We start from the raw sequence: 17,378 nt of genomic DNA on the forward strand, positions 1-17,378 counted from the left end.
CGACTCGATATTAGTGGGCGCTCAGCTTGTCACGGCCCTGCAGCAAGTCTTAGCCCAGAACGTCGATCCCTTGGAATCGGCGGGGCTTTCGTTCCACGAATTCCATTCCGGCACCACGCAGAGAGTARTTYCGCAGACAGCAGAGCTGCGAGGCAGCATGCGCACGCTGAMGCCCGAGGTGCGTCAGCTTGTCAAGAAACGCATCGGCGAGGTGGTCGCCGGCATCGCCCRGGTCACCGGCGCCAAGATAGATCTTACGATCGAGAGCAGCGATGCCGTCGTTTTTAATCATGCCGCGCCGACCGAGCTTGCGATCAGGGCGGCGAAGGACGTGGCTGGTGAAGACAATGTGCACGAGACCCCTCCGGTATTAGGAGGGGAAGATTTCTCCTNCGCGCCGACCGAGCTTGCGATCAGGGCGGCGAAGGACGTGGCTGGTGAAGACAATGTGCACGAGACCCCTCCGGTATTAGGAGGGGAAGATTTCTCCTTCATGGCGGAGGCGCGACCGGGTGCATACGTCATTTTCGGGAATGGCGACAGCGCCCAACTACATCACGCCGCCTATGATTTCAACGACGAGGCGATTCCGTACGGGACTTCGTTCTGGATCAAGCTCGTGGAGAACACGCTCAAGGCTTGAGGTGTTCGCGAGATAGGCCAGTGGTCTCGTCTTGGCCAAATGAGCTTCCCCTCTCCTACGAAGGAAACTCCCATGCCCGTGCTCAATCGCGTCGCCGACCTCCTCCCTGACATCGTGGCCTATCGCCGCGACATCCACGCACATCCCGAACTGGGCTTTGATGAACACCGCACTTCGGCCTTCGTCGCCGAGCGCCTGCGCGAATTTGGCTGCGACGAGGTCGTGACCGGCATTGCAGCAAGTCTTAGCCCAGAACGTCGATCCCTTGGAATCGGCGGGGCTTTCGTTCCACGAATTCCATTCCGGCACCACGCAGAGAGTAATTTCGCAGACAGCAGAGCTGCGAGGCAGCATGCGCACGCTGACGCCCGAGGTGCGTCAGCTTGTCAAGAAACGCATCGGCGAGGTGGTCGCCGGCATCGCCCGGGTCACCGGCGCCAAGATAGATCTTACGATCGAGAGCAGCGATGCCGTCGTTTTTAATCATGCCGCGCCGACCGAGCTTGCGATCAGGGCGGCGAAGGACGTGGCTGGTGAAGACAATGTGCACGAGACCCCTCCGGTATTAGGAGGGGAAGATTTCTCCTACATGGCGAAGGCGCGACCGGGTGCCTTCGTCTGGTGCGGGAATGGCGACAGCGCCGGCTTGCATCACGCGGCCTATGATTTCAACGACGAGGCAATTCCGTACGGGACATCCTTCTGGATCAAGCTCGTAGAGAAGACGCTCAAGGTTTGAGGTGTTCGCGACCACAGAAAATCATCGGCTGGATGCGCCGATCGCCAGAATACGCCGATTACCTGCGTTTATAGAAGACAATTTGCGCAAATCGCCCAACTGACGCTGCTACATTCACGAGGCGGCATTGAGCGGGGTGGGATCCCAATATCAAGGATGGGCTGGAAAGTCCCAGTCGTATCGAGGCGCGATTTGAACCCGCAGGACGAGGGGCACCGCCGCATCATGAGTCACGTGAACGCATGGCAGTTCCTCAGTGCCGTGCTGGAAGCGAGGTAGCGAATACGCGGGGCCTCGGAGCACCGCAACGGCGAGAATGGCTTGCTGAGCAACGTGTCTCCCACTCTACACCGGCAACACATCGGCTAGTATGCGCGGGCAACCATAAAACGCGGGTGGCCTGCGTACATAGCGGATTATTCGGTGCAACCATCCCATTTGACTTGCTACCTTCACGAAGCGGCACTGATCACTCTGGTATAGACGTTGGCTGGAACGTGGACTGAAATGAATCAATTGCGAATTGGCATTATCTACCCTTCCGACGGGCCGCAACCACCGCTAGTTCTGGCAGTCTCGCCCCTCCTCACGCGACGATGCACGTGATAAGGCACGTTTTCCGGCCCTTGAGATGCTTCGCGGCGCTTGTCGACGACAGCGACCTTGACTAAGCCGCGCAGGCTTTGCGGCCGATCAAGCCTGCCGCGATCGCTTCGCGTGCACCTCGACCAGCTTTGTAAGAGGGGCATGCAGGTCACCGCTCGATCATTGACAGTATCGCCCTTGGCACCAATGCACCGGCGACCTCAACCTCCAGCGGGGTCGTCGCTGCATGCCGCGCTTTGGGCGTGCGCAAGCCTGCTCTGGTGCGCCTTATCTTCGGGAAACAGCCGCGCAGTTTGAGCGCTACCTCTCAGAAGCCGAAAGCGCTGAACGCATCCCATCTGCCGTGGCATGAGATGATGGGCGAGAGATGATGACACTGAAGGGGCCGAGGAGCTTGCAGTGTCAATGTCTGGGTCTGCGCCTATGTCTGATGATAGAAGTTTCCATATTCTTGAGGCAGTTCCGAACCGGCTGGAGGCAAGCCCGCAGCGTGCGCGCAGGCGCTGGTCGGCGCAAGCAAAGGCACGGCTGATCAAGGCGACGCTGAAGCCGGGCGCGAATGTGTCGGCGATCGCGCGATAGGCTGGAATGGCGACCTCGCAGCTGTTCGGCTGGCGGCGCAAGGCGATCAAGAGCGGTGCGGTCACGCCGCAGCGGGATGCGGGTCGGCTTGGCTTTGTCGAGGTCAGCCAAGCGGCGTCTTCAACGGTGGAGATCTGTTTGGGCGATGTGGTCATTCGGGCTGGCGCCGATGTCGGCCAGGATGATTTGGCCAGGATCGCGCGGTCGGCCAGGCATGATCCTGGCCAGCGTGCAGGTGTTTGTCGCCAGCCATCCGGTCGATTTTAGAAAAGGTCCCGACGGCCCTTCTGGCACTGGTGCGCGATGCTGGCTCGGACAAGTCCAACGGCGCGCTTTAGGTCTTCCGACGCACCGACAGGTGAAGATCGTTTGGGGGGACGGGTCTGGGGTTTGGCAGGCCAGACGCGGGTGGTGTTCAGGCCGGATTAGGCGCGAAGCTGGTGCGGCCAGTCCGCTGAGAGCATTGGCTTTATGCCGGCCGTTGAGCTTGCGGAGCTTATCCGCAGTGCGCGAGCACCTGCTTCGCGCCTCGGTTGCGCTGTCGAAGCCTCGTTGAGCGAGGACAATCCCTCTCCATTAAAAGTGGTTTGGCTATATGCGCAGGTCGCGAGAGAACGCCGACTTCCTGCGTCCATGGAGTATAATTGGCGGAAAACGCCCACCTGACGCTGCTACATTCACGAAGCGGGCACTAAGCGTTCCGGTCTCCTATCAGCGATTGGCTAGCTAAAAGGTCCCGGGGGTATCAAAGCGCGAGTTTGAAGCCAACTTGACGAGAGGAACCGCCGCATCACAACTGATGTGAACGCATTCACGTCCATTTTCGGGTGACAAGCGGTCAAACAAACGTGAGCTGGGAGGAACTACGATGCAAAAGTGGAAACACAATGAAAACAGGAACGATCCCTTGAGGCGTGCAATCCTGAGGGGAATGGCTGCGCTCGGCATGGCGGCGATGGCAATGGCCTCGTTTGCCGGTTCGGCTTCGGCGCAGTCGCTGCTCGATAAGATCAAGAACGCAAAGGCAATCCGGATCGGCTTCTCCAACGAGATTCCCTGGGCCTATCCCGGCGAGAACAACGAGCCGCTCGGTTTCGTCAATGCGATGACGATCGACATTCTGAAGAGGCTGGGCACGACCAAGGTCGAGCCGATCGTCACCGAATGGGGCTCGCTGATCCCTGGCCTGCAGGCCGGTCGCTTCGACATCATCACGGGTGGCATGTTCATCCTGCCCGAGCGCTGCCGCAATGTGCTGTTCACCGAACCGCTCGGCGCCTTCAGCGACGCGCTAGTCGTGCCGACGGGCAACCCGGAAGAACTGCACTCCTACCAGGACGTGCGCGACAAGGGCCTCATGTTTGTCACCGCCGCCGGCTGGAATGCGGTGAACATCGCGAAAAAAGTCGGCATCGCCGACGACAAGGTCATGCAGGTCGCGGGAGCGGCGGAGGTTGTCCAGGCTGTGAAGGCTGGACGCGCCGCCAGTGGCGGCGGCGACTACTTCACTTTGAAGAAATTTGCCGACGAGGACGACAGCATCGAGCTGGCCGATCCATACACCTCGTCCTCCCCCTCCGGTTATCCCGGCCTCGCCTTCCTACCCAACCAGCAGGCGGAAGTCGATGCCTTCAACGCCGCGCTGAAGGATTATATCGGCTCCGACGAGATGATGGAGATGGTCGGCAAATATGGCTACGGCAAAACCAACCTGCCGGACGGTACCACGACAGCGGAACTCTGCAAGGACTAGATCTGGCGGAATTCACGTTCATGAACCTCACTCGCCTCCCCGGCTTGACGCCGGGGGGGGCGTCCAGCGGGAGGGCACAGACGTGAAGGAACTCGCGCTCGGCTTCAGCGTCCGCGGCTGGCTAGAGGCGTTGCGATCACCCTGATCGTGACCCTCGGGGCATCTCTCGCGGCGATCGTGCAGGGCTGATTGTCGGCCTGATCCGGGTCTCGCCCCGTTGGCCGCCACGCTGGTTGGGATATATCGAATTGTTCCGCGGAACGTCGATGGGGATACCGTTCAGGAGCAGCCAAGTGCCCAATTCAACCGTAGTCAATCCCTGGGAATGGTCTGAAAGCCATGGCGGCGGCGCGTAAACAAAGTCGGAGCGGGCAAGGCACTAAGACCAACGTGGCCCGACGGCAAACGCTGTGCCTTCGCTATCTCGTTCGACGTCGATCACGAGTCGAACGAATTGCGCAGGGGAGGGCAGTCCCTGTGTAGATTATCCTGGGGTCAATACGGGAGCCGACGGGAGATGCCTCGGGTTTTGGAGCTCCTAAGAAAATTCGACGTACCAGCGAGCTTTTTCATTCCCGCTGTAATCGCTCAACTGTATCCAGACGAGCAACGCGCGGTTGTCGGTGGAGGCCATGAAATCGGGATGCACGGCTGGATACATGAGCTGAACTCCGAACTGAGCGTGGAGAGCGAGCGTTCTTTGATGATGAGGAGCGCCGACGTCCTTGAAAAAATCGCTTCAAAACGCCCGACGGATCCGAACTCCATCGTGGGACTATTCCGACGCACTCTCCAAATTATACTTGAGAGGCGATTGACATACGACACATCACTTATGGCCTATGATAGTTGCTATGAGTTTCTGGAAGACGAAAAACCAACAGGAGTCATTGAGTTACCAGTAGAGTGGATTCGAGACGATGCAACTGATCTTTGGATGAGTCCTGATGATTCGTTGCGACCAAACATGTCTCTCGACGCGATACTATCTGTATTCATTCGAGAGTTTGAAGGGGCGTATCAAGACGCCGAATTATTCCAGCTAACTCCGCACGTGATCGGATATCGCTCAAGGGTCTGGATCGCAGAAGAACTAGTTCGATGCGCTAAAGCAAAAGGCGACGTTTGGTTCGCCCACTCATCATCAGGTAGCGAAGCATGCGGCCTCATGCCTCTGAACACATGCAAGCAAAATCTGCAACGCCGGCCTGCTGCAAGAGGAACCCGACCAGTTTTTGGTGAAACGCCCAAGCATGGACGAAATTAATGTCAAAGAACATCTCCTTCGACCGCCACGTTACGTCCAGCGACCGTCAGGGCACCTTGGGCGGCCACTTTCGCAGTGGAAGAGCTGGTTCTGGAGCAATGCCGTGCCGGCGGACGAACAGACTGACGTGACGCCTGGCTCGTAGGTTTCGTTGACGATGGCCACCTTCTCGGCGGCCATCCAGCGGGGGCGTCGTGCCGTGTCGCTCAAGGCTCTTAACCCCCAATTTGGTAAATGATTTGGATTATCCGACCAGTTTAGTTCCGATCCGCAGCAGCAAGTCGTCTTCTTTATGCACGAGGCAAGAAAACGCCGGTGTCCTGCGTTCATCAGTGGTGATTTGCGCAAAGGCGGCCCGTATTGCTACTACATTCGCGAAAACGGTTACTGATTAACAAGAGATCGAGTATTGGCTGAGGGCACTGAGATGGACCACTTGCGGATTGGCATACTCTACCCTTCCGACGGAGTTCACGACCGCGAGTTCTGGCAGTTCGCCCCGCCTCATGCGACGATGCACGTGACAAGGATATTTTTTCCAGAAACCCCGGCCACCACGCTCGTCAATGATGGCGACCTTGACCAAGCCGCGCAGCTCTTGCGGCCCATTGGACCCGCGGCGATCGCTTACGCATGCACCTCGGCCAGCTTTGAAAAAGGGCACGCAGGTGATCGCTCAATCATCGACAGGATTTCTCGCGCCGCTAACGCACCGGGGACATCAACGTCCAGCGCCCTGGTGGCTGCCTGCCGCAGTCTAGGCGTGCGCAAGCTTGCGCTTGGTGCGCCTTATCTTCCGGAAACAACCGCACAGTTTGTGCGCTACCTCGCAGAAGCCGGGCTGGAGCCGCTGTCCAGCCGCAGCCTTGGACTGGAGGGAGGAATAGGCGAGCTCGAATCCGAGGGTATTGTGCGACTCGCCAACGAGGTCGATGTCCCTCAGGCTGAGGCCATCGTCCTTGCTTGTACGAACCTTGTGACATACTCTGCCATCTCAGCGCTCGAGCGTGCTCTCGACAAGCCCGTGATCACCGCCAACCAGGCGACCGTGTGGCATGCCTGCCGGATCGGTGGTTACCGAGGGACCGAAGGGGTCGGGCGGCTTTGGAGTGTCGATGCGATTGAAAATCCTATCGGGATGTCTTAATAGCAGGAGTCCCAGTTGAAACTTTGTCGAGTTCAAATCTGACTTTTAGACGATCGCGTTGCGCTGGCGGCCCACTGTGCCTCCCGCCAGTGGTTGGTCCGCCCGGCGAATCGGCCCGAACGGCTATCCGGCTCGGGGCGGCTTTCTGCCGCCCGTTCCACTTCGCGGCGCATGTGAGCCGGCGGCGAGTTGGGGTGGAGCACGAGATCACGACAGGAACTGGAGCAATTGCGGTCGCCGAGCGGCAGGTGGGAAGCCCAGAAGGCAAGTGCGCCGCACCCTCGGCCAAGGCCGCGACCGGAAGGTCTGGCTTCCGAGCAGCGCCACGTTTTAGAAGCGACGACGACGCCGCTATTTTGTTATTCGGTGCCGACGTTCAACGGCCATCGCATCCATACGGCTGCGGTTATGCTCGTGACGTGAGGGCTGTCCGGCCTCGTGGTGCACGGATAGAGACGTCCAGCCCAGCAAAATACTTCATGGCATCCTTCGTGATGATTTGTGGCGATTTACATCGATCACGTTTTCACGACAGGAGCAGCCGCCCTCATTTCAGCTCGGGGGCTGATCCCAATCACCCCACTGTTGAAGAAAAGTCGCGCGTTTGGCTTTGGCTCGTCGCGGTTGTGACAGTAACGTGATCGCAATCGAACCGTCGCCGGCCAATTCGGCATGGTGTAGTCCGTGACTTCGTTCATCCGTCGTTCGCCATAACCTGTCTGATAGCCTAGCGACCAATCGATTGACAAGATCCGCCTGTGTTGAGCAGTACTGGGTTCGCCTGGCAGGATCAGCTTTACGGATCGACCAAGGTTGGTTCCGTGCCGCACGCTACCGTCTGGCTGTCGGCCTCGCCGTCCGGTTACGACTGGACGGGTTCCACGAGGCGCTACCCAGCAGGTCGGCGAGCCCGGATCGAAAAGGCGGTTCTTTCGATCCAGTGTCGGTTGCCCGAGTGCACCCCGCGTTGATTCGGTGAATCGAGGGAGGATCGTAATCCTCGGCCCATCCGTGGCGTCGGCGTGGTTGGGGTGGTGGGTCGGCCAGCGCGTCGAGTATTTGGTAGAAGCGGTGGATTCCGCCGCAATCCTCCGCCGGAGCACTTCTCGCGTCGCAGACGTTCGATTGTGTCGATGATCGGCCCAGGCGTCGGCCGTCGCAGCCGATGAGGGCAAGACGAGCGATCCTGCAATCCCGGCCAACTTCGCGGCGATATCGGTCGACCCATTTGCGAACCGTCCGCGGCCAGACGCCTGCGGCTTCGGCGACGGCCTCCGGCGTATGCCCGCTCTCGACCTGCCTTACAATTCGCTCTCGACCGAGTGGCGTCAGCCGGGCATTCTTATGGATGTTCATCGGTCCTCCGAGAATCCCTGAAGCTTCGACAACCACAGCTTTCCCGGTCCGGACCTGATGGACAACCTATGGAAAGCTCATGGCTACACCTGCGCTCCCGACTCCTGCTCACGCAGAACCGCCGGTCGGTTGGTTACAAAATCGCTTTCTCTTCATCAGTCCCGTTTTTCGAATTAGGGCCGGACTTCAGTCTCAACGAAGGAAAAATTCGGAGGCGTTTCCATTTTTGCAGGAGAAGGGCTTTGAAGTCTGTAATTGCGCTGTCGATCGCCGCTGTTGGGCCGGTAGTTTGATGTAATCGAACGCTCGACCTGGAGTCAAAGATGGAAGGCACCGCAAGCGCTGCACTGGAGGGCCTCAGACGGCCCGACCTTCTGCAAAAACGCTCTCATGTTAATGGCACTTGGCTCTCGAAGCCGGAAACGCTCGCAGTGGTGGATCCTGCTACCGGAGAAGAGTTGGCTCAGGTAGCAGCCTGCGAAATGGCAGATGTGGACGATGCGGTCTTTTTCGCGAGAACGGCATTCCTGAGATGGCGCGACAAACTTCCTTCAGAACGGGGCGCATACCTGCGGATGTGGGCGACCGGGATGCGCGAAAACGCGGAAGACCTGGCCGTGATCATGACCGCGGAGCAAGGCAAACCGATCGCCGAGGCTCGCGGCGAAATTTCCTATGCCGCCAGCTTTCTTGACTGGTTTGCAGCGGAGGGCGAGCGGGCCTACGGCGAAACCATCCCCAGCCATCTGCCCGGAAGTCGATTAACCGTACAGATGCAGCCCATCGGAGTGACGGTCGCTATCACGCCATGGAACTTTCCATCGGCGATGATTACCAGAAAGGCTGGGGCCGCGCTGGCGGCTGGCTGCACCATGATCGTGAAGCCAGCCCCAGAAACGCCTCTTTCGGCGCTTGCGCTTGCCCGTCTTGCCGAGGAAGCGGGCATCCCCGCAGGCGTCTTTCAGGTGATCACAGGCGAAGCTCCGCCACTTGCCAAGCGGCTGTTGGAGCATACCGACGTGCGGGCATTCTCTTTTACGGGCTCGACCGAGGTCGGCCGGATCCTGCTCGAGCAGTCTGCAAGGACTGTGAAGAAAGCTTCACTCGAACTTGGCGGCAATGCTCCCTTCATCCTTTTCAATGACGCGCCAATGGAAGCCGCGGTCGCGGGCTGCATGGCAGCCAAGTTCGCTACATCCGGCCAGGACTGTCTGGCAGCGAACAGGATTTACGTTCAGCTGCGAGTCTATGATCGTTTTGTAGAAGATTTCGCCCAGGCCACGAGAAAACTGAAAGTCGGGCACGGATTGGAGCTTGGGATCGACATTGGTCCGATGACCAGGTCGTCCGTCGCCGAAAAATGCAGGCAGCAGATCTCCGAGGCCCTTTCGGCCGGGGCTCGAATGGTAGCCGGGGCCAAGGATAACCCTCTTGGTGGGAACTTCGTGATGCCGACCGTGCTCGCCGATGTGACCGACGACATGCGGGTCGCCAAAGAGGAGACCTTCGGGCCTGTGGCTGCGATCCTGCCTTTTGACAACGAAGAGGAGGTGCTTGCACGCGCCAACAATTCGGAGATGGGGCTTGCCGCGTATATTTACACTCGAGACCTTAACCGCGCGATGCGGCTCACCGACCGGCTCGAATACGGCATGGTTGCGGTCAACACCTCAAAATTCACTGGGGCGCCCATCCCGTTCGGCGGGTGGAAGCAGTCCGGCCTTGGCCGGGAAGGCTCCAGGCACGGTCTCGCCGAGTATCTGGAACCAAAATACACGTGCGTTGGAAATCTTGCGGCTTGAGAGGATGTGCCCAATGACGATCAATATCAGGGAAATTGGCGAAAAGGACAGAAGCAGCGTCCTGCATCCATTCACCCAGCTCAAGGATTTCGCTACCGGCAAGCTTGGTGAGCCGACGATCGTAGAGACTGCCAAGGGCATCCGCATCAAGGATGCGCATGGCATCGAGCTCATCGACGGATTCGCTGGCCTCTATTGCGTTAACGTCGGCTATGGCCGCACCGATATCGCTGAGGCGATTTCTCGCCAAGCTTACCGTCTCGCCTATTATCATTCCTACGCCGCACACACGACCGACGAACTCGCAATTTTGTCTGACCGCCTAGTGAAGATGGCGCCCGGCAAGATGAGCAAGTCTTCTACGGCATGTCTGGCTCCGACGCGAACGAGACGCAGGCCAAGCTCGTCTGGTACTACAACAATCTTCGCGGCAAGCCGAACAAGAAAAAGATCATATCGCGCGAGCGCGGCTATCATGGCTGCAGTGTCATGTCCGGCTCGATGACAGGAATGAGCTTCTATCATGACCACATGGACCTTCCGCTGCCGCAAGTTCTCCATACCGGCGTACCCCACTTCTACTGGGGAGCTGAGCCAGGTGAGCCAGAGCAGGAATTTTCAATGCGTCGCGCGGCCGAGCTGGATTATCTCATCCAGCGGGAAGGGCCGGATAGCGTGGGTGCATTCATCGGAGAACCAGTCCTGAGGACTGGTGGTATCACACCTCCTCCCGCTGGCTACTGGGAGGCGATTCAGTCAGTCCTCGAAAAACACGACGTCCTGTTGATCGCGGATGAAGTGATTACAGGCTTTGGCCGTACCGGTTCGATGTTCCGCTGTCAGCACTATGGGATTCAGCCTGATCTCATCACCGTCGCCAAAGGCCTCACGTCGGCGTATTTCCCGCTGTCCGGTGCCATCGTGGGCGAGAAGGTCTATGAAGTGCTTGAAGCAGGGGCCGACCGCGTCGGAGCATTCTCGCATGGTTACACCTATTCCGGTCACCCGATCGGAGCCGCTGCTGCGAACGCGGTTCTCGATATAGTTGAACGAGAAAACCTTCCAGGCAATGCGCGCGAAGTCGGAGGCTATTTTCAAAGGCAACTCAAGATGACCTTTGCGCAGCTTCCCATCGTCGGTGAAGTGCGTGGGGTCGGGCTTATGGGAGCGATTGAGTTTGTCGCCGACCGGGAAAGGAAAGTTCGGTTCGACCCAAGTCTCAAGGTCGGCGCGCGCATCTCCAAGGCTGCTCGCGATCGGGGTCTTATCGCACGAGCCATGCCGCATGGGGATATTCTGGGCTTTGCACCTCCGCTAGTTACGTCCAAGGAGGAAGTCGATGAGATCGTTTCCATTTCCGAAGCTGCGGTGAGCGCGGTCATGGACGAGCTGGTCCGGGAAGGGCACAACATCTAAAAACAAATGGATGGCGAAAATCCCTCAGGCTGTGAGTACCAGGAAGCAGGCCAGTTTGATTGATCCTGCGCGCTCAACGGCACTTAGCCGAGTGCTTTACAAAGCCGTGGCGCCCAGTGAATTGAAAGAGGATATCTCAATTGCGTGCCGTGACACCACCAGAACTTCATGCGGGCGAAGCGCGCGTGGCGATGACCCGGGAGAGCGCGGTTCTGCTGCAAGCCTCTCCCACGAGCTTTGTGCAGAGCGTTGACCAGAATTTCCGACATGCGATGAAGTTTCTCGATCTGCCCGAGGGGCTGGCCGAGCGAATCATCCAGTGCAACTCGACCTACACGGTGCGGTTCGGTGTGAGACTGCGCAGCCGCATGTACAGCTTCATCGGCTGGCGCTCGGTGCACAGCGAACATTGCGAGCCAGTCAAAGGCGGTATCCGGTTCGCGCTTGATGCCGATGCCGAGGAAGTGGAGGCGCTCGCGGCGCTGATGACGCTCAAATGCGCGCTAGTCGATGTGCCATTCGGAGGCTCGAAGGGCGCGCTCAAGATCGACCCGCGCGAATGGGCTCCGCAAGAGCTCGAACGCATCACCCGGCGCTTCACACAGGAACTCACAAAGCGCGGTCTGATCGGTCCCGGCCTCAATGTGCCGGCTCCGGACGTGGGCACGAGCGAGCGGGAAATGGCCTGGATGGCAGACGAGTTCCGCAGGGCCAATCCTGTGGATGTGATCAACGCGCGCGCCTGCGTGACGGGGAAGCCGCTCTCCAAGGGTGGGATTGCGGGACGGACCGAAGCGACGGGGAGGGGCGTGCAATTCGCCATTCAGAGCTATCTCCGCGATCCGCGTACCGGGGGAATAGTTGGACGGCGGGACCTCAAGGGAGCGTCCGTCATTGTCCAGGGATTTGGCAATGTCGGCTACCACGCTGCCAAATTCCTCTCCGAGGAAGATGGCGCGCGCGTCACGGTCGTTGCCGAACGCGACGGATATGTCGCTAACCCCGAAGGTCTTCCCGTCGAGGCGCTGAAGCAGCATCAGTTGCGTACAGGCAGCATTCTCGGCTTTGCCGGCGCCAAATCTTTCGCGGGCGACATGACGGGCCTGGAAGAGCCCTGCGACATCCTCATCCCCGCCGCGATGGAGAATGCCATTCACATCGACAACGCCGAGCGCATCAAAGCGCATCTCATTGTCGAAGCCGCTAATGGCCCGATCACCTTCGAGGCCGATCAGGTGCTGCGCTCCCGAGGCGTGACGATCCTCCCCGATCTTTATGTCAACGCGGGCGGGGTTGTGGTGAGCTATTTTGAATGGGTGAAGAACCTGACCCACATTCCATTCGGCTTAATGGAAAGACGGCGGCGAGAGCGACGTAACCAGACGATCGCCACAGCGCTCGAGCGCATGACAGGCAATACGTTTCCCGCCGATATGCGTGATGAATTTCTTGAAGGAGGCGCCGAGATTGATCTGGTTCGGTCCGGCCTCGAGGACGTCATGCGGAGCACTTGGGCACGTATCGCCGAGCTCCTTGAGGAGCAGCCGGAACTCGGCGACTACAGGACAGCCGCCTATGTCGCGTCCATTCGACAGATCGCCGGCGCTTATGAGGCCTTAGGGATCTGAGCGTCATCGAGCACAACCGAGTGTCGTCAGAAATCAAAAGACATCATTGTTGCCACGCGGAGCGGTCTCTTCCCATTTTAGCATGCTGGGGGGTTTCCATTGCCGCGCAGACCTGCTGGGGCTGCAGTCATTCCGCGTCCTTAGAACGACGCTCCCGCGCGTGTTGACTAATCCCGTGGAGTACGTTGTGAGGAATCTCTGACCTTACTAGAAACTCGCCGGAAATATGCGTGGACGGGGCAAAACGCGGATTTTCTGCGCAGATGGGCATTATTAGCGGTAAGTGGCCATTTTACGCTGCTACATTTACGAAGCGGGCACTGAGCGTCCGGCATCAAGGATAGCGGAAAATCGCGGGGGGCTGAGGATATAATGTCGATGTGGGGCTACTTTCCGTTTGATCGCCTTAGGCCAGTTTGATGGCTAACGCTGTAGCGGCGGGCAGCACGAGCCGGCGCCTTGGGAGCATCCTTGTCAGGGCGGTCGTCACGCTTCTGATGGTGGCGATCCTCAACTTTATCCTGTTCAGAGTCATTCCGGGCGATCCTTCCGCGCTTCTGCTTAGTGGGGCACGCATCAGCGTGACCCCTGAGCAAATCGAGGCGCAGCGCCAAAGCTGGGGCCTCGATCGGCCGCTGTTCCCTGATCAGGTGGTCGACTACTTGTCGGCAACTCTCCGTGGCGATTTCGGCTACAGCTTTAAGTTCAGGGGCCAGCGCGTCGCTGACCTGATCCTGGAGCGGTTGCCGGCCACCATTGCCCTGGTCGGCCTAGCCCAATTCATCGCTATCCTATCCGGGGTTATGCTTGGTCTATATGCGGGTTGGCGCAGGGGAGGAGCCGTGGACCATATCGCCACTGGCGCCTCTCTGGCGCTCTACTCGACGCCATCTTTCTGGCTTGGGATGCTCTTGGTGGTGATCTTCAGTACGTCATTGGGCTGGCTTCCGGGCTACGGTGCATACTCTCCCGGCGCGATCACCGGCTCCCTTGGTTCATTGCTCGATTACCTGCGGCATCTGGCGCTTCCGGTCACCGCGGTGGCCCTTGGACTGATCGGTCAATACGTCGTGGTCGCTCGTGCCGCAATGAGCGACGTAGTCACCGAGGACTATATGGTGACGGCACGGGCCAAAGGGCTGACCAATGGTCAGATGCTGATGCGGCATGCATTTCGCAACGCAATGCTGCCGGTCGTAACTTTAATCACCCTCAATCTCGGCTACGTAGTTGCCGGTGCCATCACTGTCGAAGCTGTCTTCGCCTGGCCGGGGATCGGCGGACTGACGGTCGAGGCGCTCAATGCACGGGACTACCCAGTCCTTCAGGGCATATTCCTATTGCTTGGTGCGTCGATCGTCATCGCGAACCTCGTAGCCGATCTTGCTTACGGCCTTCTCGATCCAAGAGTTCGGTAATGAGTGAAAGTACTGTTCAATATTCCAGGCACAGCCGAGCGCGAGCGATCAAAGGATTTCTGCGCCAATTTCTTGGTCATGGCGGGGCTCAGCTGGGCCTCGTATGTCTGGTCTTCTTTCTTGTGCTGGCAGCGGTACCGAATATTTTGGTGGGACCGCTTCAGACAGCGATGACTGCAACCGGCGATTTCCTCGCGCCACCATCAAGCCAGCATCTGCTGGGGACGGACGAAGTAGGGCGAGATGTGTTCAATCTGGTCGTCCATGGTGCCCGGATATCGCTCACGATCGCGCTGCTGGCGACTGTGATCAGTCTCATCGTCGGCGCGACGGTCGGAATGACCGCGGGCTACTTCGGTGGCTGGGTTGACGTCTGGCTGATGCGCTTAACAGATTTCTTTTTCGTCGTCCCTTCCTTTGTGCTGGCGCTGGTTATCACCCCCGTGGTTCTCGAGGTGATGGGGCGGGGCCGAGATATCCTTGGCTTCCGTCCTTCTCTTTTCGTGATCATTGTCGTTATCGGCCTGACAAGCTGGGCCTTCGTCGCACGTATCGTTCGCAGCCAGACCATGTCGCTTAAGGAGCGAACATTCGTCGATCGTGCGCGCGTTGCGGGCAGCAGCAATCTGAGCATCATGGTAAGGCACATCCTCCCCAATCTTGTGCCGCAAATTGCAGCCAATGGTGCCCTGGTCGTCGCCGGCGCAATTTATGTCGAGACCTCGCTCTCGTTCCTTGGGCTTGGCGATCCGTTGCAGCCTTCATGGGGCACTTTGCTTGCGCTCGCCCAGCGCGCCGGTGCGGCCAGTGCTGGAGCCTGGTGGTATCTCGGCGCCCCCGGGCTGTGCGCGCTTACGGTTTCGCTTAGCTTCGTCCTGATTGGCAATGCCCTCGACGACACGTTCAATCCACGGCGGCGGGTAATTCCATGACGAACTCCTCCCGAGACATGGCATCGCTGCTGGAGGTCGACCGGCTTTCTGTCGACTATAGGCTCAAGGGCATTTCATTGCGAGCAATCGACGACGTAAGCTTCGCGTTGCGAGCCGGAGAGGCCGTCGCCCTCGTCGGTGAATCGGGCAGTGGCAAGACCACGACCGCAATGGCGATTGCCGGTCTGCTATCGCCCAACGCGCGGGTAAGCCAGGGCGAGGTCCGCTATCGCGGACAGCGACTGCCGATCGACGATGATGCGGCGATGCGGCCACATCGCTGGAGCGAGACGTCCGTCGTCTTTCAGGGCGCGATGAATGCGCTCAATCCCGTTCACCGCATCATCAAGCAGATCGCCGAGCCATGCATGCTGAAGCTCGGGATGCCGAAGGCTGACGCGATCGGCCGGGCAAGGGAGCTGCTCGAACTTGTCGGCATTCCGGCGGATCGCGGCGCCGCCTATCCCCACGAATTGTCGGGCGGAATGCGCCAAAGGGTGATGATTGCCATGGCGCTCGCGTGTCGCCCCTCAATCATCATCGGTGATGAGCCCACCACGGCGCTGGACGTCATTACACAAGCTCAGATCCTCAAACTGCTGGCTGAGTTGCGATCGCGGCTTAACCTTGCCCTCATTTTGATCACCCACGATCTTTCTGTCGTTGCCGAGACTTGTGATCGCGTGATGATCATGTACGCGGGCCGGATCGTCGAGGACGGCACTGTCGCTGAGATCTTCGCCAAGCCTAAGCACCCGTACACCAGGCTGCTGATCGACTCGATCCCGAACCCGGAGAACGGCAAAAAAATGATCCGGCCAATACCCGGTGATCCTCCTAACTTGCGGAGCCGACCCGCAGGCTGCGCTTTCCACCCACGTTGCCCGTCGGCTATGGGGGTTTGCTCGACCGAAGTTCCCGTTCTCGATAAATTCGGGCGGGGACGCGTGGCCTGTCACCTTCACCGGTCCTCGCAAGAAGACAAGGTCGCAGCTCATGACTGATACCGCCGACTTCCTGCGTCTGGAGAACCTGCAGGTCCATTTTCCTATACAGGGCGGCGTGTTCGACCGTGTCCTGGGCCGACCTGCTGGCGCCGTGCGCGCGGTAGACGGGATCGACCTCACCGTGGGACGGGGTGAGATCGTCGCTCTCGTAGGGGAATCGGGAAGCGGCAAGACGACTGTCGGCCGCGTCATCACCAAACTTGCCCAGCCGACAGGCGGCAGGTTGCTGTTCGATGGCCGCGACATGACCTCGGAGCGAGGCTCCTCGGCCCTGCGTCCTTACCGGCATCGCGTACAGATGATCTTCCAGGACGCCTATCAGGCTCTTAATCCGCGACACACCGTGTTCGATATCGTGGCGGAGCCGCTGCGTTCACTACGGCTGGTCGAGAATGGCAAACAGCTTGCAGAGCGGGTGAGCGAAGCTCTTGCTTCCGCCGGGATCAATCCACCCGGTGATTTCTTTTCCCGCTTCCCACACGAGCTGTCCGGCGGGCAGCGTCAGCGGGTTGTGATTGCCGGAGCGCTTGCCGTGAAGCCGGATCTCATCGTCGCTGACGAACCTGTGTCGATGCTCGATGTCTCGATACGTGCACAGATACTTCAGGTTCTGGTTGACCTGCGCGACAGGCACAACATGGCGCTGCTGTTCATCACCCATGACCTGCCGCTCGCCTGGTTGATCGCCGACCGGATTGCGGTCCTGTATCTTGGAAGGTTGGTCGAGATCGGTAGCGCCGACGAGATCACGTTCAACCCACGCCATCCGTACACGGTCGCTTTGCGTGGCGCGACGCCGCAGATTGGCGGCCACGCAGATCGCGGGGAGCTGCCGGCCCTGCAGGGCGAGGTTCCAAGTGCCGCGCGGGTGCCGAAGGGGTGTCGTTTTCATCCCCGTTGCCCGCTGGCCATCGACCGCTGTCGAGAAGAGGAGCCGCCAGCCGTCGAAGTGGGGCCGCAGCACTTGTCCGCGTGCTGGCTTGCGAAGTGATGGGCCGAGGCAGCCTTTCAGGCGTGCCCGGTCTGTTCGGCTGGGCAGCTCGAATGGCGGTTCGTGCACGAGCGCGCTGGTGTTCAGGTCA

12 protein-coding genes and 2 pseudogenes are annotated in these 17,378 nt (G+C 59.3%); 13 read left to right on the forward strand and 1 reads right to left on the reverse strand.

The features are described 5' to 3' along the window. The 6 genes and pseudogenes from EJ079_RS33815 to EJ079_RS10285 all read left to right on the forward strand — a co-directional run. Positions 1 to 643: M20/M25/M40 family metallo-hydrolase (locus tag EJ079_RS33815; protein WP_245481852.1), on the forward strand; the 643-nt coding region annotated here is incomplete at its 5' end. A gap of 72 nt (positions 644 to 715) precedes the next feature. Then, a pseudogene (locus EJ079_RS10260) lies at positions 716 to 1,382 on the forward strand (M20/M25/M40 family metallo-hydrolase). 1,029 nt (positions 1,383 to 2,411) lie between these two features. Further along, a complete protein-coding gene (locus EJ079_RS10265; RefSeq protein WP_164781922.1) occupies positions 2,412 to 2,570 on the forward strand; it encodes a transposase in 159 nt (52 codons plus the stop codon). 868 nt (positions 2,571 to 3,438) lie between these two features. Further along, positions 3,439 to 4,323, forward strand: coding sequence for an ectoine/hydroxyectoine ABC transporter substrate-binding protein EhuB (ehuB, locus tag EJ079_RS10275; RefSeq protein WP_245481853.1), 885 nt, complete (start codon positions 3,439 to 3,441; stop codon positions 4,321 to 4,323). A gap of 517 nt (positions 4,324 to 4,840) precedes the next feature. Continuing rightward, positions 4,841 to 5,590, forward strand: a complete 750-nt coding sequence (locus tag EJ079_RS10280) for a polysaccharide deacetylase family protein (protein ID WP_245481854.1) — start codon at positions 4,841 to 4,843, stop codon at positions 5,588 to 5,590. 427 nt (positions 5,591 to 6,017) lie between these two features. Continuing rightward, the gene (locus EJ079_RS10285; RefSeq protein WP_127383198.1) at positions 6,018 to 6,737 is read left to right on the forward strand and encodes an aspartate/glutamate racemase family protein; all 720 of its coding nucleotides are present in this window, start codon (positions 6,018 to 6,020) and stop codon (positions 6,735 to 6,737) included. A gap of 831 nt (positions 6,738 to 7,568) precedes the next feature. Here the strand turns inward: EJ079_RS10285 and EJ079_RS10290 are convergent. Next, a complete protein-coding gene (locus EJ079_RS10290; RefSeq protein WP_127383200.1) occupies positions 7,569 to 8,093 on the reverse strand; it encodes a leucine zipper domain-containing protein in 525 nt (174 codons plus the stop codon). Between the two features lie 323 nt (positions 8,094 to 8,416). Between EJ079_RS10290 and EJ079_RS10295 the strand changes: the two genes are divergently transcribed. The 7 genes and pseudogenes from EJ079_RS10295 to EJ079_RS10325 all read left to right on the forward strand — a co-directional run bounded on the left by EJ079_RS10295 (position 8,417) and on the right by EJ079_RS10325 (position 17,287). Continuing rightward, positions 8,417 to 9,895, forward strand: coding sequence for an NAD-dependent succinate-semialdehyde dehydrogenase (locus tag EJ079_RS10295; protein ID WP_127808934.1), 1,479 nt, complete (start codon positions 8,417 to 8,419; stop codon positions 9,893 to 9,895). A 13-nt stretch (positions 9,896 to 9,908) separates the two neighbouring features. Continuing rightward, positions 9,909 to 11,311 (forward strand): annotated as a pseudogene (locus EJ079_RS10300) (aspartate aminotransferase family protein). A 272-nt stretch (positions 11,312 to 11,583) separates the two neighbouring features. After that, the gene (locus tag EJ079_RS10305) at positions 11,584 to 12,939 is read left to right on the forward strand and encodes a Glu/Leu/Phe/Val dehydrogenase (protein ID WP_164781867.1); all 1,356 of its coding nucleotides are present in this window, start codon (positions 11,584 to 11,586) and stop codon (positions 12,937 to 12,939) included. 419 nt (positions 12,940 to 13,358) lie between these two features. After that, positions 13,359 to 14,357 carry an ABC transporter permease gene (locus tag EJ079_RS10310; protein ID WP_127808935.1) on the forward strand — a complete coding sequence of 333 codons (999 nt, stop codon included), beginning with the start codon at positions 13,359 to 13,361 and terminating at the stop codon, positions 14,355 to 14,357. Next, positions 14,357 to 15,289 (forward strand): ABC transporter permease, encoded by a 933-nt coding sequence (locus EJ079_RS10315; RefSeq protein WP_127808936.1) that lies wholly within the window; start codon positions 14,357 to 14,359, stop codon positions 15,287 to 15,289. Before EJ079_RS10310 ends, EJ079_RS10315 begins: the two co-directional genes overlap by 1 nt. Then, positions 15,286 to 16,293, forward strand: coding sequence for an ABC transporter ATP-binding protein (locus EJ079_RS10320; protein WP_127808937.1), 1,008 nt, complete (start codon positions 15,286 to 15,288; stop codon positions 16,291 to 16,293). Before EJ079_RS10315 ends, EJ079_RS10320 begins: the two co-directional genes overlap by 4 nt. Continuing rightward, positions 16,286 to 17,287 carry an ABC transporter ATP-binding protein gene (locus tag EJ079_RS10325; RefSeq protein WP_127383242.1) on the forward strand — a complete coding sequence of 334 codons (1,002 nt, stop codon included), beginning with the start codon at positions 16,286 to 16,288 and terminating at the stop codon, positions 17,285 to 17,287. Before EJ079_RS10320 ends, EJ079_RS10325 begins: the two co-directional genes overlap by 8 nt. Positions 17,288 to 17,378: the final 91 nt, after the last annotated feature.

Origin of the sequence: Mesorhizobium sp. M7A.F.Ce.TU.012.03.2.1 (assembly GCF_004006095.1) — a bacterium.
Classification (GTDB): domain Bacteria; phylum Pseudomonadota; class Alphaproteobacteria; order Rhizobiales; family Rhizobiaceae; genus Mesorhizobium.